Origin of the sequence: Rhizobium sp. 3T7 (assembly GCF_020166565.1) — a bacterium.
Taxonomy (GTDB): domain Bacteria; phylum Pseudomonadota; class Alphaproteobacteria; order Rhizobiales; family Rhizobiaceae; genus Rhizobium.
Genome location: NZ_JAIQXS010000008.1, coordinates 52630 through 77297, shown reverse-complemented (window position 1 = coordinate 77297; position 24668 = coordinate 52630). Strand labels below are relative to the sequence as shown.

Genomic DNA, 24668 nt, shown 5'->3' with positions numbered 1-24668 from the left:
TGGGTTCGGCAGATCGGGGACGCGACGTTCGGCTTCAGCTTCCTCACTGTGCCGACAACCGCCAACAGACAGTCGACGGCGGGCGGCACTTCATTCCGAATCCGAAATGATTTCCATAAACCGGCGGCCGTATCGCTCGAGCTTGGTCGCGCCAACACCTGAGATCGACAACATTTCGTGATCTGTCGTCGGTCGCTCGGTTGCAAACGCGATGAGTGTGGTATCCGGGAAAATCACATAAGGAGCGACGCCCATTTCCTTGGCGATGGACAGCCGTTCCGCTCGCATCGCCTGGAAGAGCTGCTCATCGCGACCAGACAGGCCAGTACCCCTTGTAGCCTGCGGCGTCCTGCCTTTGGCCCCCTTGCCAAATTTTTCCCGGTAATCCTTGCGCAGGACAACGTTGATTTCCTTCTTGAAGACCGCACGAGCTGACTGATCGAGCTTTATGGCTCCAAACTCGTCATGGGCGACCGAAATGAAGGAATGGGCGAGCAACTGTCTAAACACAGATTGCCAGGTGCTGGCCGGAAGGTCTTTTCCTGCGCCGAACACGGGCATCTCGGTATGGCCGAACTTCGAGGTGCGATCCGTTAAGTTGCCGGTCAGCACGTCGATCAGATGAGCCACGCCGAAGCGCTCGCCCGTTCGATAAACGGCCGCCAATGCTTTGATAGAGGCTTCGGTGCCATCCCAGGTTTCGACCGGCCGGTTGCAGGTGTCGCAATTTCCGCACCGCGCGGACGCCGCTTCGCCGAAGTGGCCAAGGATCGCCTTTCGCCGGCATCCCGCCGTCTCGCAGATTCCCAGAAGGGCGTTCAGTTTCGCCCGTTCTATGCGCTTGATCTCGTCCGTCGCTTCGCCTTCGTCGATCATGCGCTGACGCTGGACGATGTCCGCCATGCCGTAGATCATGAAGGCTTCAGACGGGAGACCATCGCGACCTGCGCGTCCAGTTTCCTGGTAATAGGCTTCGACCGAAGAGGGGAGGTCAACATGCGCCACGTAGCGAACGTTCGGCTTGTTGATGCCCATCCCAAAGGCCACGGTCGCGACGAGGCAAAGGTCTTCTTCTAAACGAAACGCGTCCTGGTTCGCTGCCTTCTCGTTCGGATCCATCTTGGCATGGTATGCTTTGGCCTTGATGCCGTGATTGTTTAGCCATTCAGCGGTCTCTTCGACCTTCTTCCTCGATAGGCAATAGACGATCCCGCTCGATCCCTCGTGCCGCTTCAGGAAGCGCAGGAGCTGACTTCTGGCATTGTCCCGCTCCACGATCTCGTATGAAATGTTCGGGCGGTCGAAGCTATCCATGTAAACGGCGGCGTCATCCAGTTCCAACTGCCGGATGATGTCAGCCCGTGTATGAGCGTCCGCGGTCGCCGTCAGCGCAATTCTGGGGACATCGGGGTAAAGCTCCTTGAGCTTGCCAAGTCCGAGGTAATCTTTGCGAAAATTATGTCCCCAGGAACTGACGCAGTGGCATTCGTCGATAGCGATCAGGGAAATCGGCACGCTTCCGAACAGGTCGGCAAAGCCAGGCATCACAACGCGCTCTGGCGTTACATACAGGAGCTTGATCTTGCCAGCTCGTAGACTGGACCGGAGACGGCGGGATTCTTCTTCGGATTGCTGCGACCAGAGGCACTCGGCTGCCACGCCCAGCGACTTCAGCTCCTCAACCTGATCCCTCATCAACGCGATGAGCGGCGAGATGATAATGGTCGTTCCCGGCAGGCAAACACCGGGTATCTGGAAGCACAGGGATTTGCCCTTGCCCGTCGGGAATAGCACGAGCGCATCGCCTCCAGACATGACATGGCGAATGACGTCTGCCTGCTTTCCACGGAAGCTGTCGTACCCCCAGACGCGTTTCAACACTTCCTCGGGGGAAGCGCGGTCGTCGAACAGTGCGCAAGACGCGGAGCGTTGGCTGGCAGCAGGCATCCTTGAACGCCTTGCGAAAGGTTCCGGGGCTGATGGCGTTTTTGTACGAAGAAAACTCATGGCGTAGGGATACTACGATTCGCATAAAGCATGCCGCGAGAAGCTGAGGTTTCCCCGCTTCGTGACATCCATAAGGCTTTCAAAGGATGCTTCGAGATCCCGACGAGCGACGTTTGCCAGGTGTTGCTGCTCATGCGGACTGCCGCATTCATGCTCATCGCCGTGGTTTCATACGATGTCCACGGGATGGCAAATCCTGTGGGCATGCGGTTGTGGCCTTCAACAGACGTCATCGTCCGCGACTGCTATTCGGGCTGGCGGCTACAAGGCCAGACGAAGCGGTTCGGGATTCAGTCGTTCAATGTGGACGGGGAGCGGTCCCGGTGCGTTCCAGGCTGAAGTCCATCGGGGCGCGCCCGGTTCAGTCGCGGAAGTCTACTTTTACCCCCGGTTTCACCATGCTGGCGAGTTCCTCGACGTCCCAATTGGTAAGCCTGACGCATCCGTGTGATCCAGCCTTGTCGATCAGATTGGGCTGCGGAGTTCCGTGAATGCCATAGGTTGGCTCGGAGAGGTCGATCCAAACCGTTCCGACTGGGTTGTTGGGGCCGCTTGGCAGTTCAAGTTTCTTTTTATTTTTGCCCTGCTGGAAGTTGAGCTTGGGATTGTAAACGTATTTTGGATCGCGAGCGACGCCAATAACCTTGTGTCGCCCGATGGGAGAGGGGTTGTCCTCGCTGCCGATAGTGGCGGGATATACGGCCAAGATGGATCCGTCCTTAGCATATGCGATCACCTGACCACTCTTGCGTCTCGCTTCGATCAGTTTAACGCTCCCGGTTCTCGGCGCACCTATGACTGCGACCGAAATTGTTTCGCCCGGGATGAATTTTTTCTCAGGGTTCAGCGCTTTCAACAGGTTAGTGTCCATGTGGAATCTCTCTGACAGCCTCTCAGCTACGCTGGTGTAGCCAAGATGCTGCATTTCAGCCTGCTTGGCGTAGTCCTTCGGTATGTTCTCGACCAAATCCGCGGCGTCATCCGGAGCGATCACATAGGGTCCGATGATATGGTGATCATCGTTCAAACGCTTGGCCACCTCCGGATCTGGCTTCCCATCGACGGGCAGACCCTGCATTGCTTCGAAGCCAGCGACAGCCTTCGTCAGGTTCTCCCCGGGGAGCCCGTCGATTACGCCCGGCGACGAACCCGCTCGATCGAGAAGAACCTGAAGGTGGACGAGGGCCGGGTCCGGCTGCGGTGATCGCTCTGCCGGTTGGTCGGAGATGCTGGCTGTCACGGCATCGTTGACGGCTTGGGCCGAAATTTCCTGCCCGTTTCCGATACCGTGGACCAGAAGCGAGATGAATCCGCCGATCAGTAGGGTTTTTATCATGTTCCTAGAAACGCTGAGTGATCAAAAGGTTCCGCTGCCAACCCTCACTGGCGATACGACGCTCATTGCCTTCGCGACCGAGCGGCCGCGCACGCACAAGGAGATGCTCGCCATCTCGGGCGTCGGCCAATCGAAACTCGAGCGCTACGGCGATGCGTTTCTAGACGTGATCCTCAGCCACGACGGCTAGGGTTTGACCGCAGGTTTTAACAATGGCATCTTCCATGCCGCGACACATCAAGGCATCCCGCGATGCACTGTTCGCATGGTGCCTCCTTTTGCCTTCGGTCCATAGCTTGCCATTGCCGCCATCGTTTCCAGCAACCGTCGGCGGAGAGAATGAAAACATCCCACAGACATTGCCTTGAACGCGCAAGTTAACAGCGGAGAATGTTGGATGCCTGACCCGTCGCAATCGCAGCCGCATTCTCATCTGGGATCTCTGGTCATCATCGCTGCTGTGGTCGCCATCGGAGCAGGGGCGTTCGCTTACACTGCAGGATGGTTCTCGCCCGGGCGTCTCACCCCGACGAAGCTCGTCGGTGCGCTGGCGCCACCCGATGGGCCGGCGCTTGGCCATCGGCGAAATCACGCAAAAGGCATCTGTTTCACCGGCATATTTGAAGCGAACGGGAATGGCACGGCTCTCTCCCGTGCGACCGCTTTCGTTGCTGGGCAATATCCGGTTGTCGGACGATTCAATCTTGGTACGCCTGACCCGAGTGCAACCGACGCCACAGTTCGCGTGCGGGGGATCGGAGTTCAGATTTCGACCCCCGACGGCGACGTTTGGCGCATGGCCATGATCGATCCGCCAATCTTTCCGGTCGCCACGCCTCAGGCGTTCTACGAGCTGCTCGAAGCGTCGAAGAGCAAGGATCCGGAGGTCATGAAAGCTTTCGCCGCAGCGCATCCGGAATTTGCGGCATTCGGCAAGTGGGCAACGACTGCGCCGTGGACCGCCAGCTACGCGGAAGTGGCATTCAATAGCCTCAACGCCTTCATCTTTACCGATGGTGCCGGCGCAGACCACGCTGTCCGCTGGTCGCTGACGCCGCAAGCGCAGGTCACGCCGATTTCCGCTCCTGACCTGGAAAAGCTTGGTCCCAACCACTTGGACGAGGACATCATGGACCGCGTCAGCAAGGCGCCGCAGCGCTGGACGATGGTCTTAACGCAAGCCGACCCATCGGACCCAACCTCGGATCCGACGAAGGCGTGGCCACCGGAGCGCAGAACTGTTCAGGCCGGCACGCTGGTCGTGCAGAAGATCGAGGTGGAGGCAGACGGCCCTTGCCGCGACATCAACTTCGATCCGACCGTCTTGCCTGATGGCATCAAGGTGTCCGACGATCCGTTCCCGGCAGCGCGCTCGGCAGCTTATGCCAAGTCTTATGACCTGCGTACTTCGGAAGCGAGTTACTACCCTCGAACCGCCGGGAGCACAAAGCCATGAGCCGCACCAACACCGAGTTCACCGCGCTTCAGCGCTCATTGCACTGGCTGATGGCAATCTGCATTCTGGCAATGCTTTTTATCGGCGTCGGGATGGTGTCCACGATCGGGCGGCAGTACACCCCTTTGCTGGCTACCCATAAGACGCTCGGCATCACAATTCTCGTACTGGCCCTGATCCGCCTTGTGGTCCGATTTATCTATGGCGCGCCGGCGCTGCCTGTCGATCTTCCCGAACCGATGAAGCTCGCCGCGCACCTGTCGCACCTTGCCTTGTACGCACTGATGATCGGCATGCCGCTGATTGGCTGGGCCATGATGTCTGCAGGCGCCTATCCTATTGTCCTTTACGGTCAGATACGGCTTCCTGCGATCCTGCCGCAGAGCGACAGCCTGCACACACTGCTGTGGAACGCGCACTTCTATCTGGCCTTTGCCTTTTTCGCGCTCGTCTTGATGCATCTTGCGGCCGCGTTGTTTCATGCGCTTGTCCGGCGCGACGGGGTCTTGCAGACCATGCTGCCGGTCGGCAACAATGATGTGCCACTGAAACCCCAACGGAACGAACATTAGAGCGCCTCGCGAAGGAGCAGCTCGATCTGCCAGCGTCGGCCGCTTGTCGAGCATGCAGCCGAGATCGCCTGGAATGTTGTCATCGCCGGCACGGCGCCCGTGCTCATCACAAGCGTCTCGGATGCCCGTCGTGGACGCTGACCGGTTCTGATCTTTGTCAATCCACACAGTGGATATGATTTGACGATCTGCGTCCGCAAAACCAGGCTTGAGGACGGCAAGACAGGCGCTTGGCTATGTGCTAGTGCAGGGCATCGGGAAACATCACAAGAAGGGCATTCAATGACCTCGCAATTCCTCTCCCACCTACGCACCGAACTTGCCGCACTGAAGGACGCCGGGCTTTACAAGTCCGAGCGCATCATCACGTCAAAGCAGGGGGGCGAAATCGCCGTTACCTCAGGCGAGCGGGTTTTGAACTTCTGCGCCAACAACTACCTCGGGCTCGCCGACAACGAGGAGCTTGCCGAAGCGGGCAAGAAGGCGCTCGACCGCTATGGCTATGGCATGGCCTCAGTGCGCTTCATCTGCGGCACGCAGGAGGAGCACAAGCAGCTCGAGGCGCGCATTTCCTCCTTCCTCGGCATGGAAGACACCATCCTCTATTCCTCGTGTTTCGACGCTAACGGCGGCCTGTTCGAAACGCTGCTCGGTGAGGAAGATGCGATCATCTCAGACGCGCTGAACCATGCCTCGATCATCGACGGTGTGCGCCTCTCCAAGGCCAAGCGCTTGCGCTATGCCAACAATGACATGAAGGCGCTGGAGGAAGAGCTGAAGAAGGCGGAAGGCAGTCGCTTCAAGCTGATCGCCACCGACGGTGTCTTTTCGATGGACGGCATCATTGCCAATCTGCAGGGCGTTTGCGATTTGGCCGAGAAGTATGGCGCGATGGTCATGGTCGATGACAGCCACGCCGTCGGCTTCGTTGGCAAGCACGGGCGCGGATCGGCGGAGCATTGCGGGGTCGAAGGCCGGGTCGATATCATCACCGGGACGCTTGGGAAGGCGCTCGGCGGTGCTTCCGGCGGCTATACCTCGGCCAAGGCGGAAACGGTCGAGTGGCTCCGCCAGCGGTCGCGTCCCTATCTGTTCTCGAATACGCTGGCGCCCGTGATCGCCGCGGCGTCCCTCAAGGTCTTCGATCTCATCGAGAATGGCGATGCACTGCGCGAGCGGCTGGCGGCCAATGCGACGCTGTTCCGCTTGGAGATGACGAAGCTCGGCTTCACGTTGGCGGGAGAGGGGCATCCGATCATTCCGGTCATGCTCGGCGATGCCAAGCTGGCGCAGGACATGGCGGCGCTGATGTTGAAAAAGGGCGTCTACGTGATCGGCTTCTCCTTCCCGGTTGTGCCGAAAGGGCAGGCACGCATCCGCACGCAGATGTCGGCCGCGCATTCGCGTGCGGACGTCGAGCGGACGATCGCAGCCTTCGCGGAAGCTGGCCGCGAACTCGGTGTCATCTAAAGGGTTTGGGAGAGTAAGATCATGTCGAACATGATGAAGGCACTGGTCAAGGCAAAGCCGGAGGTCGGGCTTTGGATGGAGCATGTTCCCGTTCCCGAGGTCGGGCCGAACGATGTGCTGATCAAGGTGAAAAAATCCGCGATCTGCGGCACCGATGTGCATATCTGGAACTGGGACCAGTGGGCGCAGAAGACCATTCCGGTGCCGATGGTGGTTGGCCACGAATTCTGCGGCGAGATCGCACAGATCGGCTCGGCGGTAACGAAATATCATGTCGGCGAGCGGGTCTCCGGCGAGGGACATATCGTCTGCGGCAAGTGCCGCAACTGCCGTGCAGGTAGAGGGCATCTGTGCCGCAATACGCTGGGCGTCGGCGTCAATCGCCCCGGTTCCTTCGGAGAGTTCGTCTGCATTCCCGAGGCGAACGTGGTGCCAATCCCGGATGATATTCCCGACGAGATTGCCGCGATATTCGATCCATTCGGCAATGCGGTGCACACGGCGCTGTCCTTCGATCTCGTCGGCGAGGACGTGCTTGTCACCGGCGCTGGGCCGATCGGCATCATGGGGGCGCTGGTCGCCAAGCGATCGGGGGCGCGCAAGGTCGTCATCACCGATATCAACCCGCACCGGCTCGCGCTCGCCCGCAAGCTTGGCATCGACCATGTCGTCGACGCCTCGAAGGAGAACCTTGCCGATGTGATGAAGTCGATCGGCATGACCGAGGGCTTCGACGTCGGACTGGAAATGTCCGGCGCGGCACCGGCGTTCCGCGACATGATCGACAAGATGAATAATGGCGGCAAGATCGCCATCCTCGGCATCGCACCCGCCGGCTTCGAGATCGACTGGAACAAAGTCATCTTCAAGATGCTTAACCTGAAGGGCATCTACGGCCGCGAGATGTTCGAGACCTGGTACAAGATGATTGCCTTCGTGCAAGGCGGGTTGGATCTGTCGCCTGTCATCACGCACCGGATCGGCATCGATGACTTCCAGGAGGGGTTCGAGGCGATGCGCTCCGGCAACTCCGGCAAGGTGGTCATGGATTGGAACTGAGGGGGACTTATGATTTACGAGGGAAGCTGCCATTGCGGCAAAATCGCATTCGAAGTGGACGGGGAGTTCACCTCCGCCCTCGATTGCAATTGTTCACTTTGCCGGCGGCGCGGCGGGCTGCTCGCCTTCGTTGCGCGCGACAAGTTCACGCTGAAAACGCCGCGTGAGACCCTGTCGACCTATACGTTCAATACGCGCACCATTCAGCACCGCTTCTGCGACACGTGCGGCATTGCTCCTTTCGCCGAAGCCAAAATGCCTGATGGCGCCGAGATGGCGTGCATCAACGTCCGCTGCATTCCCGCTGTCGATCTTGCAAGTCTAGAGATCCAACCCTGGGATGGGCAGTCGCACTAAGCTTTCGACCCGGATTGAACAACTGGTGGCGGACAGACGAATCTTGGCGGCAACTTTGCCGTTCAAGAAGAATGCCTGCTGCTCTTGTCTTCTTGTGGTGACATCCTATCTATGCTTGGCAATCGCTTGAGCGGTTCCGGGCCTGTGGATAAGGCTTTTTCCGGGTTTTCTGAGGCTTTTTTGCTAGAAAAGCTTGACGAGAACAAAAAATATGGGAATCACCGTTCGACTTGGAAAGCGGTGAACTGGGTCAAGGGCGGATCGCACAACCATGGCCGGACATATGATGACTTTTGAGCTCTGTCGTCCGTCGCCGGCAATCGTGGTTAATCAGGCATTAAATCTCATCCCGTTAGGTGGGACTAGGTGATTCGAGACGGTCGTATGCGGCGTATCGGCTGCGTGCGGCCGTTTACTGCGGCGAGTTTGAATAGCGTCAGGAAGGCGACGACATAAATGGCAACCAAGGTCAAAGAGAACGAAGAAGCGGAAGTCGAACGCGACGGCGGCACCGACGGCCCTCTTCTCGATCTTTCCGATGACGCGGTCAAGAAGATGATCAAGGCCGCGAAGAAGCGCGGCTATGTGACGATGGACGAGCTGAATGCTGTCCTGCCGTCCGAAGAGGTGACATCCGAGCAGATCGAAGACACGATGTCGATGCTGTCCGATATGGGCATCAACGTCATCGAGGACGAGGAAGCCGAAGAGGCCGGCGCTAGCGGTGGCGACGACGACGATTCCAGCTCCGACGACGAAAGCGAAGGCGGCGAACTGGCCCCTTCTGGCGGTACCGCCCTTGCGACCGCCAAGAAGAAAGAGCCGACCGACCGTACCGACGATCCGGTGCGCATGTACCTGCGCGAGATGGGCTCGGTGGAGCTTCTGTCGCGCGAAGGCGAAATTGCGATTGCCAAACGCATCGAGGCCGGCCGCGAAACGATGATCGGCGGCCTCTGTGAGAGCCCGCTGACGTTCCAGGCGCTGATCATCTGGCGTGACGAACTGAACGAAGGCACGACGCTGCTTCGCGAGATCATCGATCTCGAAACGACCTATTCCGGCCCGGAAGCCAAGGCTGCACCGCAGTTCCAGAGCCCCGAGAAGATCGAGGCTGACCGAAAGGCTGCTGAAGAAAAGGAAAAGACGCGCCGCGTCCGTTCCGGCGACGACGACATCACCAATGTCGGCGGCGAGGGTCTGCCTCCGGAAGAGGAAGAAGAAGACGAAGACGAGTCCAACCTGTCGCTGGCCGCTATGGAAGCGGAACTGCGTCCGCAGGTCATGGAGACGCTCGACATCATCGCCGAGACCTACAAGAAGCTGCGCAAGCTTCAGGACCAGCAGGTCGAGCAGCGGCTTGCTGCCACCGGCACGCTGTCGTCCGCCCAGGAGCGCCGCTACAAAGAACTCAAAGATGAGCTCATCAAGGCCGTCAAGTCTCTGTCGTTGAACCAGAACCGCATCGACGCCCTCGTCGAGCAGCTCTACGACATCAACAAGCGTCTCGTTCAGAACGAAGGTCGCCTGCTGCGTCTGGCCGAATCCTACGGTGTCAAGCGCGACTCGTTCCTCGAGCAGTATCAAGGCGCCGAGCTTGATCCGAACTGGATGAAGTCGATCGGCAATCTGGCCGCACGCGGCTGGAAGGAATTCGCCAAGGGCGAAAACACGACGATCCGCGACATCCGCCAGGAGATCCAGAATCTTGCAACGGAAACCGGCATCTCGATCTCGGAATTCCGCCGCATCGTGCACATGGTGCAGAAGGGCGAGCGCGAAGCACGCATCGCCAAGAAGGAAATGGTCGAAGCGAACCTTCGTCTCGTCATCTCCATCGCCAAGAAGTACACGAACCGCGGCCTGCAGTTCCTCGACCTCATTCAGGAAGGCAACATCGGCCTGATGAAGGCGGTCGACAAGTTCGAATACCGTCGCGGCTACAAGTTCTCGACCTATGCGACGTGGTGGATTCGTCAGGCGATCACCCGTTCGATCGCCGACCAGGCCCGCACGATCCGTATTCCGGTGCACATGATCGAAACGATCAACAAGATCGTTCGCACGTCGCGCCAGATGTTGCATGAGATCGGCCGCGAACCGACGCCGGAAGAACTGGCCGAAAAGCTCGCAATGCCGCTCGAAAAGGTCCGCAAGGTTCTGAAGATCGCCAAGGAGCCGATCTCGCTCGAAACCCCCGTGGGCGACGAGGAAGATTCACACCTCGGCGATTTTATCGAGGATAAGAACGCGCTTCTGCCGATCGACGCCGCCATCCAGGCGAACCTGCGCGAAACGACGACCCGTGTTCTGGCATCGCTTACGCCGCGCGAAGAGCGCGTCCTGCGCATGCGCTTTGGTATCGGCATGAATACCGACCACACGCTCGAAGAAGTCGGTCAGCAGTTCTCGGTCACCCGCGAACGTATCCGTCAGATCGAGGCCAAGGCGCTGCGCAAGCTCAAGCATCCGAGCCGCTCCAGAAAGCTCCGCTCGTTCCTCGACAGCTAAGTTTTCATCTTCGACCAAACGCATTCGAGAGCCGGGCCTTGTGCCCGGCTTTTGCTTTTGGCCCGCATCCGCGGGCCGTGGTGTTTCTTGTTGTCGAATGGGGACAGGAGTAAGGTATGCTCCACGGGGGACAGGACCGACCACAGCGCATGAGCGAAGGTCGCCATAGCCTGTTGCGTAGGGCCAAGACCCTCCGGTGGGAGGTGTGCAATGACCACTTACATCGTGCTTATCAATTGGACGGATCAGGGCATTCGCAACGTTCGCGACTCGACCAAGCGCCTGGACGCGGCAAAGAAGCTGCTTGGCGATATGGGCGGCTCCTTCCAAAGTTTTTTCCTGACGATGGGCGATCATGACCTCGTCGCCGTATGCGAGGCGCCCGACGATGCCGTGATGGCTCGTTTTAACTTGTCTCTCGGAATGGCTGGCAATGTGCGCACGCGGACATTGAAGGCATTTCCGGAGGCCGCCTATCGCGAGATCATAGGTTCGCTGGGCTGATTTACCGCGCCGCCGGGCCTGCTGCTGGCAAATATGTGGATCATGTCCTGCGCTGACGCATTGCGTCGGTGGAGCGCGAGGCTTTTTTGTTTTATGGCTTGATGATGCCTTCTTAAAAGGCCACATCGGTAGCGTGGCGTAGGGCATCGTTCGTAGGCATGCAGCAGGTTTCGGCAAAAAAATGGGGAGCGTTGGGCTGGGGCATCTTTGCCTCCGTGGTGTTGCATCTTGCCGTCGTCGCCTTCTTTCTCGTGAAGCTGCCCGTGCCTGCTCCCCAGCCGGAGGAAGAAACTGTCAGCGTCGATCTCGTGCCGCCGCCGGAGGAGAAGAAACCCGAGGAAAAGCCGCCGGAACTGAAGGTGCCGGAAGAGCCCAAGCCCGAGGAGCCGAAACCGGAGGAGAAGAAGGCGGAAGAAAAGCCGGCCGAGAAGCCTGCGGAACCGCCGAAGGAAGCAAAGTCCGAGCAACCGCCGCCTCCGCCTCCGCCTCCGCCACCACCGCCGCCTCCGGCGGAGGAGGCAAAAGCGCCGGAAGAGAAGCCACCGGAAAAGCCGCCCGAAGCCCAGTCCAAGGAACAGGCTGGCAAGTCGCAGCCCCTGTCGGTGCTGCGCCCAGTGGCGGAATTTGGCGACAAGGATACAGGACCAGAAAAATCGACTGAGGGGGATGCGTCCGTCGCGGGTGTGAAATCGGATACGCCGAAGCCTTCACCAGAGCCCAGACCGGAACCCCAAGAAGATCAAACGAAGCCAGAGGAAATGGCGGAAGCAGCCAAGGCGCCCGAAAGCAAGGAGCCACCCGCTAATCCGGTTCCGGAGGATGTCGAACTCCCGCAGGTCGACCTGGCCGATAACCATGCCGAGAAGAACGGCCCTGCCGCGGGAGCCGAAAGCGAGGCCAAGACGAGCTTCGAGCAGGGAAAACCGCCCAACTCAACAAAGCCCGATGCGACCGCAACCGCCCAGGCGGACAAGCCCATCGAACTGACGGAGGCGAAGACGTTGTTTTCGCAGAAGATGACCAACGATCCGGTGGCGAGAACCGCAATGGGCGATCTGCCGCGGGGTGCCCGTGTGGCGGAGCTTTGCAGCACTGAGCTTCGACAGCAACTGATACATGGATCTCCAGCATATCGGCCGGAAATCCTGCCGTCCTACAGTCTTTCAAAGGGTACAGTCCTTCAAGCCAGCAACGCATTTCGGGCATCTGGTCGGTGGTACGATGTTCGCTTCCGCTGCGAGGTGGACGACGGGGCGACAAAGGTGAAATCCTTCGGCTTTGCTGTCGGCAATCCAGTTCCGAGAAGCGAATGGGCGCGCCGCCGCTTCCCGATGGACTAGCGTTCACAAGTTCGGCACAAGACAGCCGGGATAGCTTTGTCTCATCGCCACATGTCGGTGGTGCGTGAAAGGACAATGAGATGTCGAACGAGATCGAGCGCTTCTTCGAATTGCAGGATGAGGCAACCAAGGCTGCCTTTGTCGAGAATCGCGGAGACGAGCTCACCGACATCCTGGTCGCCGCGCTCGAGGATGTCTTTGCGATTCTTGCCGACGACGATTTTCGCGAAACGATCCATTGATCAGCCAAGCCAATAAGCATTGATCGCTGACGCGCTCGCGGCGTCCGGCCGACTTACCGCTGCATTGTTTTCAGTGGCTCGCGCTGGCACTATACGGTGTCACCTCTGGAAGCGCACGCATGGCCCGCAGTCAATTTCGCATGTTCAGGTCGGTCGTTCCCGGCATCGAGGCGGTGGCTGCGGATAGCAACCAAAGCTTCGCCCGCCATACGCATGAGCAGTTCGGCATCGGGCTGGTTTCGTCAGGTGCGCAAAAGTCCCTGAGCGGCCGCGGGATGGTCGAGGCGGGTGCCGGCGATATCATCACGGTCAACCCGAACGAAGTGCATGATGGCTCGCCGATCGGCGAGGGGAGGTCGTGGCGGATACTCTACTTCGATCCCGAGATGATCGCTGCCAATGTTTCCGAGATCACGGAGGGACGGCGATCGGCTGTCGAGATTTCCCATCCGGTACTGCATGACAAGGCGATTGCCGCGCGCTTCGAGGTAGCCTTTGCGCTAGTGACCAGTGCGGCAGAGCATCGACTGCGGCTTGAGGAAGTCCTTCTTGAACTCGTCGCCCGTGTCGTTGTGGAGGTCGTGCCGAATGAAGGCCAGGTTGGTCCTCAGTCCATTCGAACCGCGCAGGACATGATCGACTGCGATCCAACTGCGGCAATCTCTCTATCGGACCTTGCCCGCGCAAGCCGGCTCAGCCGGTTCCAGGTGTTGCGCGGTTTTGCCAAGGCGACCGGCATGACACCACATGCCTATCTGGTCCAGCGCCGCATCCATCTTGCCCGACACTTGATCGCCGGCGGCGCGCCCTTGGCTGAGGCTGCCGTTGCCAGCGGCTTCGTCGACCAAAGCCACATGACGCGGGTGTTTGTGCGCAAGTACGGAGTTTCGCCGCGCGCCTATGCCAATGCGGTCGCCTGACTGCGCTGCAATTTCATACAAGATCGCCGTGCGGTTTTCGTCTTTCTTCTGCGCAAACAGGAGAAGACGATGCAGCGACATTTGCAAGGTTACCTCTATCTGACTTTGGCGATGATCACAGTCGGCAGCACGGTCATCGCAAGCCGGGTCATTGCTTCAGGCATGCCGCCACTTACCGCAACAGCTCTGCGCTTCGCCATAGCCTTCCCGTTCTTCATGCTGTTGATGTGGATGACCCGGACGCGCTTGCCAGGCTTGCCGCCTCGCGACTGGATTATCCTCTTCGTTCAGGCCGGTGCGGGTAGCGTTGGCTACACAACCTTGCTGATCTCGGGCCTGAGGCTGACGACAGCCGCCGACGCCGGCGTCATCATTGGAACGCTGCCGGTCGTCGCCGGGGCGCTTTCCGTTGCGGTTTTGGGCGAGCGACCACATTCATCGATGGTGTTGGCGATCGCGCTGGCGGCAGCCGGTGTTCTCTTCATTGCTCTTTCGCCCGACGCAGGGAGTGGATCCCTACTTGGCAACGCGCTGGTTTTCGGGGCCGTGATTTGCGAAAGCCTGTTCATTCTCCTGAACAAGAACCTCAGTTCACCGATCCCGGCGCTGACGCAATCCGCGTTGATGACGGGGATTGGCTTCCTTGTCGCCATGGTCGCGGCACTTTTGGCGGAGGGCGTGCCAAGCGCATTGCCTGCCGGTGCAATGTCGGCGGTGATCTATTACGCGCTGGTGCCGACTGTTGCCGGCTTCATTCTCTGGTATGCCGGGGCGGAGCGTGTGAGTGGGGTTGAGGCCTCGCTTTTCACCGCAGTCGCACCGGTTTCGGCGTTGCTTATGGCCTTCGTGATGCTCGGTGAACCGCTACATTTCTACCAAGTCGCCGGCGTCGCCTGCGTGCTGGCGGCGGTCGCTGGGCTTGGGTTGTTTCAGCGACGGGCGACAATGGCGAGGTAGAACGTGGCCAAGGCACATAGGATGAGCACAGATTCGCCACTCGGATCACGCAGCGCAATTCCGTTCGTCTGACCGGCTCATGAAATTCGGTACGTCGGTTCCTATATCTGGTTTCTGGCCGAAAGGAGCTGCCGATGTCTGCCCAACCGATGAAGATACCTGGTCCCGATCATCCAATTACCGTCAGGCCCAATCCGGCGCGCGTCGTCGTAAAGCTTGGCGGTCAGGTCATTGCCGACAGTCGCAACGCGTTGACGCTGAAGGAAGCGTCCTATCCCGCCGTGCAGTACATACCGCGCGCTGATGTCGACATGGCGCTTCTGACCCGAAGTGATCACCACACCTATTGCCCCTATAAGGGGGAGGCGTCGTATCTCAACATCGTTTCGGGTGGTGACATCGCCGGGAATGCGATCTGGACCTATGAAAATCCGTATGCTGCGGTCAGCGAGATCAAGGAGCATCTCGCCTTCTACCCCGATCGGGTGGACTCTATCGAGGAGTTCCCGGGTTAGTGCGGCGCAAGCGCCCATCGAGGTGAGTTGACGCAGCGTTCGATATCGGAACCGCTCGGCCCTATTGCATCCCATTAATCGAGATATCTTGCTGCGGAAGCGTGGCATGCTTGGGAGGAAAAGCAAGGACGGTCCGGCAGGGAAACCGGACCAGTCCCCGTAACTGATCGGAGGTCAATCGGATCAGAAAACGCAATACTGGGCGGCGCCCAAGGTTGATCCAGGGCGCCGGGACTTTGAATTAGAACGCGCGCTGCAGGCGGAAGAAGCCCTTGGTCACTTCGTCGGCGTCGTCCGGATCGGTGTAGTCGACCGTTGCCTTGGCGTAGAGGTTGTCGACAATCTGATAGTCGACGGTAATGCCGACCTTCCAGGCATCGCCCAGACCGTCGAAAGAATCGCCGTGGAAGGTGTCAAGATCAGGAACGTAGTTACCGAAGTACTGGGCCATCGGGGTAATCGTCCACTTGTCGGTAGCCTTGATCGCGTATTCGCCGGCAACCGTCCATTCCGACTGCGAGTAGTAGGAGTTCGGGCCAGACGCATAGATAGCCGCCAGGCCGAGCGTGCCCGGGCCGATATCAGCGAAGAGCATGCCGCGGACAGCGCCTTCTTCGTTGTCCGTGTCGTAGCCGCCGATAACCTGGTAGCTCACGACGCCAGCCTTGCCGCCAACGCCGAAGGCAACGCCGACGTTGTTCGGGTTTTCGCCGGTCTTGAAGTAGCCGTCTTCCAGTTCGTCTACGCTGATGCCGGCATAGAAGTCACCGTTTTCATACTGGTAGCGGATGGAGTTGTGCAGCGTTTCAAAGCTGGACAGGACGTCCGGCTCGCCAGAAAGATCGTCATCCCACCAGGAGTAGAACAGACCAGCGCGCAAGCCCGCGATGTCGATGTATGCCGAATCCAGAATGGTGCTGGTCGAACTGTTGTCGCCGTTGTTGCGGAAAACGATGACGCCGGTCAGCGGGCCATATTCGGTGTCGCTCTTGGCGGTGAACTGTACCTGGGCGCGTGTGAAGGCGTTCCAGTCGGACGTACCCTTCTCATCCGGACCGCCGTCAACCTGGAAACGAATGTAGCCATTGATCTTGAGGCAGGTTTCGGTGCCCGGGATGTAGAAGTAGCCCGAGCCGTACGCGTCGCAGACGCGGACGTATTCAACCGGCTCGGGTTCTGCTGCAACGATTGCGTCAGCAGCAAAGACCGGCGAGGACGCAGCAGCAAACGCTGCGGCGGAGGTCAACAATGCCATCCGTATATTCATTTGAAATCCATTTCCTTTTCGATTGAACCGCCGCCAGGGGAGATGGGGCCGTTCCGATAGTTTGCCTTTCGGCTGGCGGATCAGCGAACCGCTGAAGCCTTAATTTCATCCTCGATTAAATCTATCAATTCTCCCGGTAACAAAATCCCTGTTTGCGACTGTTCTTTGATGTTATCTGTTGTTTTTATGTAACAATATCAAATACTTAAGCATACGACTCCTATGCGCCGCATTTGTGCGGCGCATAGCGATCGTCATGCTGTTCTCGGGGGCTCGCAGGAGCGTGTCTGACGCCATCATTGCAATGGTGCCAAAGAAAATCTCACCGCAGATAGTCCCGCCGAAGGCCGAATTGAAGGGCACTGATTGGAACGCAGTGTTCCAAATTTGGAACGAATTCTCGTTCCATGCGGTTGGCATCACCTCTTAGTAGCGATAAGCGATAACGGTCGCAGGCCTATCGTGCTTACTGAAAGGGGTGCCCGATGCTGAACGCAGAGGGTGTTTTCCAGGACCTAAACGATTTCGTCTATTTTGCCGCAGTCGTTCGTCACAATGGCTTTTCCGCCGCCGGGCGGGTGCTGAACATGCCGAAATCGAAGCTCAGCCGGCACATAACAGCGCTGGAGGCAAGACTCGGCGTTAGGCTACTGGAGCGGACGGTCAATCGATTCCGCGTGACGGAAATCGGACGCGCCTTCTACAATCACTGCGAAAACATCCTGCGTGAAGCCGATCGTGCCGCCAAGGCCATCAACGATGCGACCGGCGAACCGCAGGGGCAGATCCGCATAAGCGTGCCTCACGGATTGCTGGATGGCTCGCTTGGCGCCATGATCCCGGAGTTTCTCAACCGTTACCCCAAGGTTCAGCTGCAGATACTCAGTACGGATCGACGGGTCGACATCATCAACGAGCGCCTCGATCTCGCGGTTCGCGCGCAATTGGCCGAAGAGACGGACTCCGAACTGACGATGCGTGTGCTCAGCAAGGTGGATCTGATCCTTGTGGCGAACCAGAAAGTTGCGAGTTCGCTGCCGTCGATCGACGGTGTCGAAAGTCTTATCGACGCTCCGACGGTGTCGTTTGCCGGGCCGCTGACGGAGTGGCAGGACTGGGACGTCTGGGAGTTCACCGGACCCGATGGCACTCGATACCGGCATCAGCACAAGCCGCGCATGAGCTGCCGCAGCGTCGCGGCGGTGCTGGAAGCGATATACGCCGGGGTAGGGGTCGGGCTTCTGCCCGACCATATCTGCGCCGAGGGAATTCGCGATGGCAGGCTCGTGCGCCTTTTGCCAAATCACCGGATGTCCCAGGCGACGATCTACCTTGTCTTCACCGCAACGCGAGGTCTGCCGACAGCAGTTCGGGCGCTCGTCGATTTTCTCGTCGAGCAGTTTCGCAGCCTGCGCGTCACCACGCAGTGCCAGGCGGCCGAGATACAGGCGAAGGATCGGACCCGGCCTATCGAGATGTCCGGCGCTCAGCCTGCATAGGCTTCGTCGAGCGCCGCGATATCGATCCTCACCATCTGCATCATCGCGGCCTGCACACGCATGGCCCTTTCCGCGTCCGGATCGTTGAGATAGCGCATCAAAGCGTCGGGTATGATCTGCCAGGAGACGCCGAACCGGTCCTTCAGCCAGCCGCATTGCTGCGGCTTGCCGCTATCGAGCAACCGTTCCCAGTAATAGTCGACCTCTGCCTGATCCTTGCAACGAACGAAGAATGAGACAGCCTCACTGAACTTGAACTGAGGGCCTCCGTTCAGGCCCATGAACTGCTGGCCTTCGAGCTCGAACGTCGCGGCAAATGCCTTTCCATCCGGGCCTCGCTTCACCTGCGGGTCCCCGGCGTTCTTGAATATCGCCCTATAAAAGCTGATGGCGTCGTCGAGCTGGTTATCGAACCAAAGGCAAGGTGTGATCTTCTGCATCGGTTGTCCTCCTGGCGCTTAATCTGTGGCAAGGACGCTGAAAGAGCGGGCTTGCCGACAACCGGCAGCGAATTATTCCTGATCGGAAGTTGGCGGCAATTCACTTGCCTATCGCCGATCCTGCCTAATCTTAATTTGAAGAGGGATGTCGGTCCAAGCCAACTCCGTTCGTCCTTGGACTTGCAACAACGCAAAAGGGAGAAAAACATGTCCTATGTCGATGGGTTCGTCGTGGCTGTGCCGCAGAAGAACATTGAGGCGTACAAGGCCTTTTCCGCCACGACCGGCGCAGTATGGAAGTCCTACGGCGCGAAAGAGTTTGTGGAATGCATCGCCGACGACGTGCCGTATGGGGAACTGACCTCGTTTCCGCGCGCTGTGCAGGCGGCGGACGACGAAGTCGTGGTTTTTTCCTGGATCGTTTATGGCTCACGCCAGGAGCGCGATGACATTATGACGAAAGTGATGGCGGACCCTCGTCTTCAAGGGGACGCGTGGAAGTCGATCTTCGATGGCAAGCGGATGATCTTTGGTGGGTTCGTTCCCTTTCTGCAGCTTTGAGCAGCGGTGCGCAAGCCGCATTGACATGAGGGCAGCTCAACGCCACGTCTCGTAAAAGAGACGTAAGCGGAATCGTAGCCATGGCCCAGAAGATCATCAGTATTTCCACCACAGGCCAGGGCCTATACGAATTTACAGCCGAGGCAGCGTCCTTTGTTCGCGCCGATGGCGCGGCCGAGGGCCTGCTGACCGTTTTCGTGCGCCACACCTCATGCTCACTGCTCATTCAAGAAAATGCCGACCCGGACGTCCGCACCGATCTCGATGCGTTCTTTCGCCGACTGGTGCCTCCTGCTTCCGACCCCTCGATGCGCTGGATTGTTCATACCACCGAAGGACCGGACGATATGCCGGCGCATATCAAGGCTGCGTTGACGCAGGTTTCCATCGGCATTCCGGTTGTCGGCGGGCGCCTCGCGCTCGGCAAGTGGCAGGGGATTTACCTGTTCGAACACCGCGACCGGCCGCATCGGCGCGAGATCGTGCTGCATCTGAGCGGCTGAACCGGAACTGAACGGCCGGTTCGAAGATCATTCATTTTCAGAGGGTTATGGTCACCACAATCCCGGGTGGGAGATATAAGCAACCGTTCAGAGAGTAGTGTCATGACCCATTTCATCGCCAAGGTTTCGTTTGCCGCCCTTATCGCATTGGCATCGAACCCGTTCGGGGCACCGACCGCCTCGGCTTCGCAATGGGGACGTGCACCAGCTGTCGATGTCCAATACCGTCCCGTCTATGCCTGCTCGCCGGTGCAAGCTGTCCAGAAGGCACGTTGGACAGGTCTGCGCTACGCGCGCGTCACGAACGTCACGCCGCGGCGTGTGGTCGTTTCCGGCCGCAACTATTGGGGCTGGGACCGGATGGTGTTCGCCAACGTTGGCGGCTGCCCCTTGATCCGCCGCTGATTGGCGTCATCCACAATGGCGCCGTCAGCTTGCCTTGGCCGCGCCATTTTCGCCCTGCTTTGTGCGAATCGCATATGAATGCGCAGATCCGGAAAGGTTGGACCTGACCTTGCCGGTAAGAGTGTATCGAATGGGGAAGGGCTCTGCCGCACCCCGATGGAGAACTTTCGATGATGCAATTTCTGGCCAAGGCGGGGCTTGCGACGCTGCTCGCCGCCGGCACTGTTGCCGGGGCAGCTGCACCGGCATCCGCTCAGGTAGACGTCTACATTGGCAGTGGTCGCCCGCCACCGCCTCCCAGCTACTATCGCCCGCCACCGCCTGACTATGATCGCCCGCGGCCGCGTGCGCGTGGCTGTGACCCGCGGCTCGCAGAAGATATCGCGCGCGACTACGGCTTTCGTCGTGCCCGCGTGGTCGACGTCACGCCTCGCCGCGTGATCGTCGAGGGCTGGACGCGCCGTGGCGCCGATGAAATCAGCTTCGGCAATATCCGCGGCTGCCCGGTCCTGCGCCGCTAACGGTCCCGATCACCAGACTCTGAAAAAATAGAAGACCGCCTTTGCCAACGTCATTCGGTTCCGGCAAAGGCGGTTTTTTAGCGTTTAGGGGATCGCGTGCGCGGCCGATCGAGCTGGTTGCTCCACATCGCTGGCCTCCTCGCTCGATGTTGCAAGCGGCGCCTGGCTGTCGGCCGAAACGACGGCTCGCGGCAGCGGCGTGCCACGCTTCTTTTCACGCGCCAGCGTCAGCAAGCCCGAGCAGATAATGAGAACGATGCCGGCAGCCATCGGAAGGTCGATGGTGTCGTCGAAGATCAGATATCCGAATGCGATCGCCCACAGCATCTGGCTGTACTGCGGAGGGGCGACCAGATTTGCCGGTGCCAGCCGGGCGGCCGTCATCAGCAGCACGTTACCGGCCGCGCCAAGCAGGCCATAGCTTGCGATGAACAACCACTGGCGCGGGGTTGGAACGACCATCTCCGACAGCATCAGGATGCCACTGACGGCGAGTGTGCCAAGCAGGGCTGCGCCGTACAGCGACAGGCGCTTTTCGGCCGGACCCATCTTTCGCATGATGACGATCGAGATTGCTGCAGCCAGGCCGCCGATCGCCGCCGCAAGATGACCCACCGACAATTCGCGGAAGCCCGGACGGAGCACGACCAGAACGCCGATGAAGCCGACGATGACGGCGGCCCAGCGCTGCCAGCGTACGTCTTCCCCGAGAAAGATGACGGACAGAATGGTCACGAACGACGGCAGAAGGAACAGCAGGCAGAAGGCCTCAGCCATCGGCAGCTTCGTGAATGTGATGATCGAAGCGATTGCTCCGATTGCGCCGCAGCCGAACCGCAGCAGCCAAAGGGTGCGGTTCGTGCTTCTGACGACATCGCGCCAGGTATCATCTCTGCCTTTGATGAAGGGCAGCGCGGCGCAGCCGAACAGCGCGCCGATGAAGGCGATCTGATAGGCGGGCACGCCGCCATGCAATATCTTGATCGATGCATCGCTGAAGGCAAATACGGCATAGGCGCCAAACGCGACGAGAACACCGCGCAGCGGCGAAGAATGGGCTGTCATGGATTTAGAATCGTCCGGAGGAGAGTCTTTGAACTCTTACGGACCGCCGACGGCAACGCGAGAGCCGATTGCGAATAGCTGCCATGCACAATCGCAAGCCCGGCTGTCATCATCTATCAGCTCGCATATGCCTCCAGGGGACTTTGCGAGCGCCGTCGAAGGAAATCCACGAGCAGGGGGTGCTGACCTTTCAGGATCTTTCGCTCCGCATCCGCCAGCGTGAACCATTCGGCTCGATCCACTTCGGGAAATTCCACCATCACGCCGGAGCGCGGCGGCCACTCCATCCGGAAGCGATTGCTGGCAGTTGCTTCCAGATCGATGTCGGCCTCGACGGCCCAGGCAACAACGATCTTGCCACCGGGTTGCTTGTATTCCCCGAGATGATGAAAGCTTCCTTCGACGTCGATGCCCAGTTCTTCGCGGGCTTCACGTCTTGCCGCATCAAGTTCATCTTCGTCCTCGTCGACGAGGCCCTTGGGGATCGACCAGGCGCCGATGTCCTTCTTCGCCCAGTATGGTCCCCCCGGATGAACCAGGAGAACCTCGTAGCCACCATCGTGGAGGCGGTAAATCAGCAGGCCTGCACTTCGCTTCGCCATATCGACTGCATCCTTCTGCTTACGGGAAAGAGCACTGGGCGCGGTTCGCGCCCAGTGTGCTGTTTTAATTACGGGTCTGGCGAAGAGCCACGCCGTAGTCGCGGTAAACGCTCAGGCAATCGGTGTAGCTAAGCGAGCCGTTGTCGCCGTAAATGACATGGGCGCTGGATGCGCTGGTCGCCGCTTCTTCCGATACGAAGAGGATCGCCTCGCCAAGCGATTTTCCCGTGATCGGCTCTTCGGTGCCGTCTTCCTGCGTGATGCCTTCAATAATTGCCGCTATCTGGCGGTGGCTGAAAACCGCCCGTCTGTCTTCCGGTGTCATTGTCCTTACCTCTGCTTGAAATCAATGGATCTATCTGCCCAGCCGAAGCGGTTTCATGACTTCTTGCGCAGCTCTGCCGAAATAGCTGCTCCGCTCGTCGAATGCTCTAACAATGAGGGGCGGCAGGCGTTTTACCTGACCGTCGCCCGATATCGCCGTGCGCGCAAACCGCAGCTGCCGGCCGACTTAGGTCGCGATCCGCAACAGGTCGCGACAGGGCACTAGATAGAGTCGGATCATCGACCGACAAGATGGCTGCTGATAACTATCACCATCTAGTGACATGATGGTTCATCCTGCGCATAACGATTGCGTTTGGCAATCGGGATGCATGCCCCTATATCGACGCTCACCACGCAAACAGAAGCGACAACGGATATGTTTCAAACCGCGACCATAAATTCCGCCAGCAAGGTTGATTTCTACGCGGAGCTTTGCCAGCAGCTGAAGGGCCTGCTGCACGGTGAAAGCGATACGATCGCCAATGCCGCGAATACGGCGGCTCTGATGTTCGAAATGATGCCGGATCTGAACTGGGCAGGCTTCTACTTCCTCAAGTCGGATAGCGAGCTGGTTCTGGGACCGTTCCAGGGGAGGGCGGCATGTGTGCGCATTGCGGTCGGCCGCGGTGTTTGCGGGACGGCTGTGGAACAGGGGGCTTCGATCCTTGTCGAGGACGTACATACGTTTCCCGGGCATATCGCCTGTGACGCCGCGTCGCGTTCGGAACTCGTGGTACCGCTTCATCACGATGGTAAAATTCTTGGCGTCATCGATCTGGACAGCCCGACCGCGTCGCGCTTCGACGCCGAGGATCAGGCCGGCGTCGAAGCTCTGGCCCGGATTTTCGTCGAGGCGAGCTACTGAGCCTCTGCGGCTCGGTATCGCTCAAAGCAAAGGGACACGCTTCTAGGAAGCGCGTCCCTTCGTTGTTTTCAATGAGAGCTAAGCGCTACTGCTTTGGCTTCTTGGCCTCGTCGTCCATCAACTCATACCACATCGCGTTGAGGACGGCGAAGGCGGCGGCCAGAGGCAGGCCGAGGATCCATGCGAAATACCACATCGTCTTTCTCCTTCAGTAGGCGTGGCCGCTCTTGTCGGTGACCGTCTTCTCGTCGACCTTGCCCCAGAGGACTTTGTAAACCCAGGCGGTGTAGGCGACGATTATCGGCAGGAAAATCAGCGACACGACCAGCATGACGAACAGCGTCGTGTGGCTCGACGAGGCATCCCATACCGTCAGGCTCGACCTCGGGTCGAGCGAGGAGGGCAGGATGAACGGGAACATCGAGAGACCGACGGTCGAGATGATGCCGAAGATCGAGAGCTTGCTGAAGAGCAGGGTCGAGACTTCCCATTTTGCCCGGAGGGCGAGGAAGGCGGCTGCTGCTCCGAGGAAGCCGAGGATCGGCGCAATCAGCATCCACGAGTAGGTGCCATAGTTCGCCAGCCAGGAGCCATCGTGGGTGGCCGTCTTGAGCAGAGGGTTCGACGGGCCGGCCGGGTTGATCTCGCTGGTGATGCTGTAGCCGTTCACTGCGAGCGCCAGGAAGAGGCCACCGAGCGCGAAAAGGATGATGACGGCAAGCGCGGCGCGGCTGCCATAGCTTCTGGCCCGCTCGGCGACCGGGCCGCTTGCTTTCAGGACGAGCCAGGAAGCGCCGTGCATGACGAACATGGCGACCGAGAGCAGGCCACAAAGCAGAGCGTAAGGGTTGAGAAGGCCAAAGAACGAGCCCTCGTAGAAGATGCGCATGTCAGCCGGGTCGAAGCGGAACGGCACGCCTTGCAGCACGTTGCCAACGGCGACGCCGAAGATCAGCGACGGTACGAAACCGCCGACGAACAGCGCCCAGTCCCAGTTGTTGCGCCAGCGGGCGCTCTCGCGCTTCGAGCGGTACTTGAAGCCGACCGGGCGCAGGATGAGCGCGAACAGGATCGCGAACATCGCGAGGTAGAAGCCCGAGAACGACACCGCATAAAGCGGCGGCCAGGCGGCGAAAGTAGCGGCCCCGCCAACGATCAGCCACACCTGGTTTCCTTCCCAGACAGGGCCGATCGTGTTGATGGCGACGCGGCGCTCCGTATCGGTCTTGGCGACGAAAGGCAACAACGTGCCGACGCCGAGGTCGAAGCCATCCGTGACGGCAAAGCCGATCAGGAGTACGCCGAGTAGCAGCCACCAGATCAAGCGCAGGATTTCGTAGTCTATGAGTTCGTGCAGGATCATGACG

28 protein-coding genes are annotated in these 24668 nt (G+C 59.3%); 19 read left to right on the top strand and 9 right to left on the bottom strand.

Annotated elements, in window-relative coordinates; genetic code table 11:
• Positions 1-90: 90 nt before the first annotated feature.
• Together recQ and K9B32_RS13795 are read right to left on the bottom strand one after the other, a co-directional pair.
• Positions 91-1947 carry a DNA helicase RecQ gene (gene recQ / locus K9B32_RS13800; protein ID WP_224562996.1) on the bottom strand — a complete coding sequence of 619 codons (1857 nt, stop codon included), beginning with the start codon at positions 1945-1947 and terminating at the stop codon, positions 91-93.
• A 421-nt stretch (positions 1948-2368) separates the two neighbouring features.
• Entirely contained in the window at positions 2369-3343 is a 975-nt protein-coding gene (locus K9B32_RS13795; RefSeq protein ID WP_224562993.1) for a L,D-transpeptidase, read from the bottom strand.
• Between K9B32_RS13795 and K9B32_RS28950 the strand changes: the two genes are divergently transcribed.
• The 13 genes from K9B32_RS28950 (at position 3234) to K9B32_RS13730 (ending at position 15246) form a co-directional block, all read left to right on the top strand.
• A complete protein-coding gene (locus K9B32_RS28950; RefSeq protein ID WP_318013339.1) occupies positions 3234-3533 on the top strand; it encodes an HRDC domain-containing protein in 300 nt (99 codons plus the stop codon). The genes K9B32_RS13795 and K9B32_RS28950 overlap by 110 nt on opposite strands.
• A gap of 207 nt (positions 3534-3740) precedes the next feature.
• Positions 3741-4799, top strand: coding sequence for a catalase family peroxidase (locus tag K9B32_RS13785; protein ID WP_183719312.1), 1059 nt, complete (start codon positions 3741-3743; stop codon positions 4797-4799).
• On the top strand, positions 4796-5371 hold the full coding sequence (locus K9B32_RS13780) for a cytochrome b (RefSeq protein WP_224562990.1): 576 nt from the start codon (positions 4796-4798) through the stop codon (positions 5369-5371). The genes K9B32_RS13785 and K9B32_RS13780 overlap by 4 nt, the downstream gene beginning before the upstream one ends.
• A gap of 282 nt (positions 5372-5653) precedes the next feature.
• On the top strand, positions 5654-6841 hold the full coding sequence (locus K9B32_RS13775) for a glycine C-acetyltransferase (protein ID WP_224562988.1): 1188 nt from the start codon (positions 5654-5656) through the stop codon (positions 6839-6841).
• Between the two features lie 21 nt (positions 6842-6862).
• The gene (gene tdh / locus K9B32_RS13770) at positions 6863-7900 is read left to right on the top strand and encodes an L-threonine 3-dehydrogenase (RefSeq protein WP_224562985.1); all 1038 of its coding nucleotides are present in this window, start codon (positions 6863-6865) and stop codon (positions 7898-7900) included.
• Between the two features lie 9 nt (positions 7901-7909).
• Positions 7910-8257 (top strand): GFA family protein, encoded by a 348-nt coding sequence (locus K9B32_RS13765; RefSeq protein ID WP_007790107.1) that lies wholly within the window; start codon positions 7910-7912, stop codon positions 8255-8257.
• A gap of 456 nt (positions 8258-8713) precedes the next feature.
• Complete coding sequence (gene rpoD / locus K9B32_RS13760; protein WP_007790109.1) at positions 8714-10768, top strand: RNA polymerase sigma factor RpoD; 2055 nt, start codon at positions 8714-8716, stop codon at positions 10766-10768.
• A gap of 210 nt (positions 10769-10978) precedes the next feature.
• Entirely contained in the window at positions 10979-11272 is a 294-nt protein-coding gene (locus K9B32_RS13755) for a GYD domain-containing protein (RefSeq protein WP_224562983.1), read from the top strand.
• A 158-nt stretch (positions 11273-11430) separates the two neighbouring features.
• On the top strand, positions 11431-12612 hold the full coding sequence (locus K9B32_RS13750; RefSeq protein ID WP_224562981.1) for a DUF930 domain-containing protein: 1182 nt from the start codon (positions 11431-11433) through the stop codon (positions 12610-12612).
• An 80-nt stretch (positions 12613-12692) separates the two neighbouring features.
• Positions 12693-12854: a hypothetical protein gene (locus K9B32_RS13745; RefSeq protein ID WP_167371551.1), complete on the top strand. Its 162-nt coding sequence runs from the start codon at positions 12693-12695 to the stop codon at positions 12852-12854.
• 119 nt (positions 12855-12973) lie between these two features.
• Entirely contained in the window at positions 12974-13774 is an 801-nt protein-coding gene (locus tag K9B32_RS13740) for an AraC family transcriptional regulator (protein ID WP_224562979.1), read from the top strand.
• A 69-nt stretch (positions 13775-13843) separates the two neighbouring features.
• Positions 13844-14731 carry a DMT family transporter gene (locus K9B32_RS13735; RefSeq protein ID WP_224562977.1) on the top strand — a complete coding sequence of 296 codons (888 nt, stop codon included), beginning with the start codon at positions 13844-13846 and terminating at the stop codon, positions 14729-14731.
• A 134-nt stretch (positions 14732-14865) separates the two neighbouring features.
• Positions 14866-15246, top strand: coding sequence for a DUF427 domain-containing protein (locus K9B32_RS13730; RefSeq protein ID WP_224562975.1), 381 nt, complete (start codon positions 14866-14868; stop codon positions 15244-15246).
• A gap of 241 nt (positions 15247-15487) precedes the next feature.
• Here K9B32_RS13730 and K9B32_RS13725 read toward each other — a convergent pair whose 3' ends face one another.
• Positions 15488-16513, bottom strand: a complete 1026-nt coding sequence (locus tag K9B32_RS13725; protein WP_224562974.1) for a porin — start codon at positions 16511-16513, stop codon at positions 15488-15490.
• Positions 16514-16998: 485 nt separating this feature from the next.
• Between K9B32_RS13725 and K9B32_RS13720 the strand changes: the two genes are divergently transcribed.
• On the top strand, positions 16999-18012 hold the full coding sequence (locus tag K9B32_RS13720; protein ID WP_224562973.1) for a LysR substrate-binding domain-containing protein: 1014 nt from the start codon (positions 16999-17001) through the stop codon (positions 18010-18012).
• Here the strand turns inward: K9B32_RS13720 and K9B32_RS13715 are convergent.
• Positions 18000-18452, bottom strand: coding sequence for a VOC family protein (locus K9B32_RS13715; protein WP_224562971.1), 453 nt, complete (start codon positions 18450-18452; stop codon positions 18000-18002). The genes K9B32_RS13720 and K9B32_RS13715 overlap by 13 nt on opposite strands.
• Before the next feature lie 207 nt (positions 18453-18659).
• On the opposite strand from K9B32_RS13715, the gene K9B32_RS13710 reads away from it, so the two are divergent.
• The 4 genes from K9B32_RS13710 to K9B32_RS13695 all read left to right on the top strand — a co-directional run bounded on the left by K9B32_RS13710 (position 18660) and on the right by K9B32_RS13695 (position 20442).
• The gene (locus K9B32_RS13710) at positions 18660-19013 is read left to right on the top strand and encodes a DUF1428 domain-containing protein (protein WP_007790135.1); all 354 of its coding nucleotides are present in this window, start codon (positions 18660-18662) and stop codon (positions 19011-19013) included.
• Between the two features lie 80 nt (positions 19014-19093).
• On the top strand, positions 19094-19516 hold the full coding sequence (locus K9B32_RS13705) for a secondary thiamine-phosphate synthase enzyme YjbQ (RefSeq protein WP_224562970.1): 423 nt from the start codon (positions 19094-19096) through the stop codon (positions 19514-19516).
• Positions 19517-19618: 102 nt separating this feature from the next.
• The gene (locus tag K9B32_RS13700) at positions 19619-19921 is read left to right on the top strand and encodes a hypothetical protein (RefSeq protein WP_224562969.1); all 303 of its coding nucleotides are present in this window, start codon (positions 19619-19621) and stop codon (positions 19919-19921) included.
• A gap of 170 nt (positions 19922-20091) precedes the next feature.
• The gene (locus tag K9B32_RS13695) at positions 20092-20442 is read left to right on the top strand and encodes a hypothetical protein (RefSeq protein WP_224562968.1); all 351 of its coding nucleotides are present in this window, start codon (positions 20092-20094) and stop codon (positions 20440-20442) included.
• A gap of 84 nt (positions 20443-20526) precedes the next feature.
• Here K9B32_RS13695 and K9B32_RS13690 read toward each other — a convergent pair whose 3' ends face one another.
• The 3 genes from K9B32_RS13690 to K9B32_RS13680 form a co-directional block, all read right to left on the bottom strand.
• Positions 20527-21507, bottom strand: a complete 981-nt coding sequence (locus K9B32_RS13690; protein WP_224562967.1) for a DMT family transporter — start codon at positions 21505-21507, stop codon at positions 20527-20529.
• 116 nt (positions 21508-21623) lie between these two features.
• Complete coding sequence (locus tag K9B32_RS13685; protein ID WP_224562966.1) at positions 21624-22109, bottom strand: NUDIX domain-containing protein; 486 nt, start codon at positions 22107-22109, stop codon at positions 21624-21626.
• Between the two features lie 64 nt (positions 22110-22173).
• On the bottom strand, positions 22174-22434 hold the full coding sequence (locus tag K9B32_RS13680; protein ID WP_224562964.1) for a hypothetical protein: 261 nt from the start codon (positions 22432-22434) through the stop codon (positions 22174-22176).
• Between the two features lie 378 nt (positions 22435-22812).
• Between K9B32_RS13680 and K9B32_RS13675 the strand changes: the two genes are divergently transcribed.
• On the top strand, positions 22813-23301 hold the full coding sequence (locus K9B32_RS13675; RefSeq protein WP_224562962.1) for a GAF domain-containing protein: 489 nt from the start codon (positions 22813-22815) through the stop codon (positions 23299-23301).
• Between the two features lie 85 nt (positions 23302-23386).
• On the opposite strand, the gene cydX is transcribed toward K9B32_RS13675, so the two are convergent.
• Complete coding sequence (gene cydX / locus K9B32_RS13670) at positions 23387-23497, bottom strand: cytochrome bd-I oxidase subunit CydX (RefSeq protein WP_224562960.1); 111 nt, start codon at positions 23495-23497, stop codon at positions 23387-23389.
• A 12-nt stretch (positions 23498-23509) separates the two neighbouring features.
• Positions 23510-24664 carry a cytochrome d ubiquinol oxidase subunit II gene (gene cydB, locus K9B32_RS13665; protein ID WP_224562957.1) on the bottom strand — a complete coding sequence of 385 codons (1155 nt, stop codon included), beginning with the start codon at positions 24662-24664 and terminating at the stop codon, positions 23510-23512.
• Positions 24665-24668: the final 4 nt, after the last annotated feature.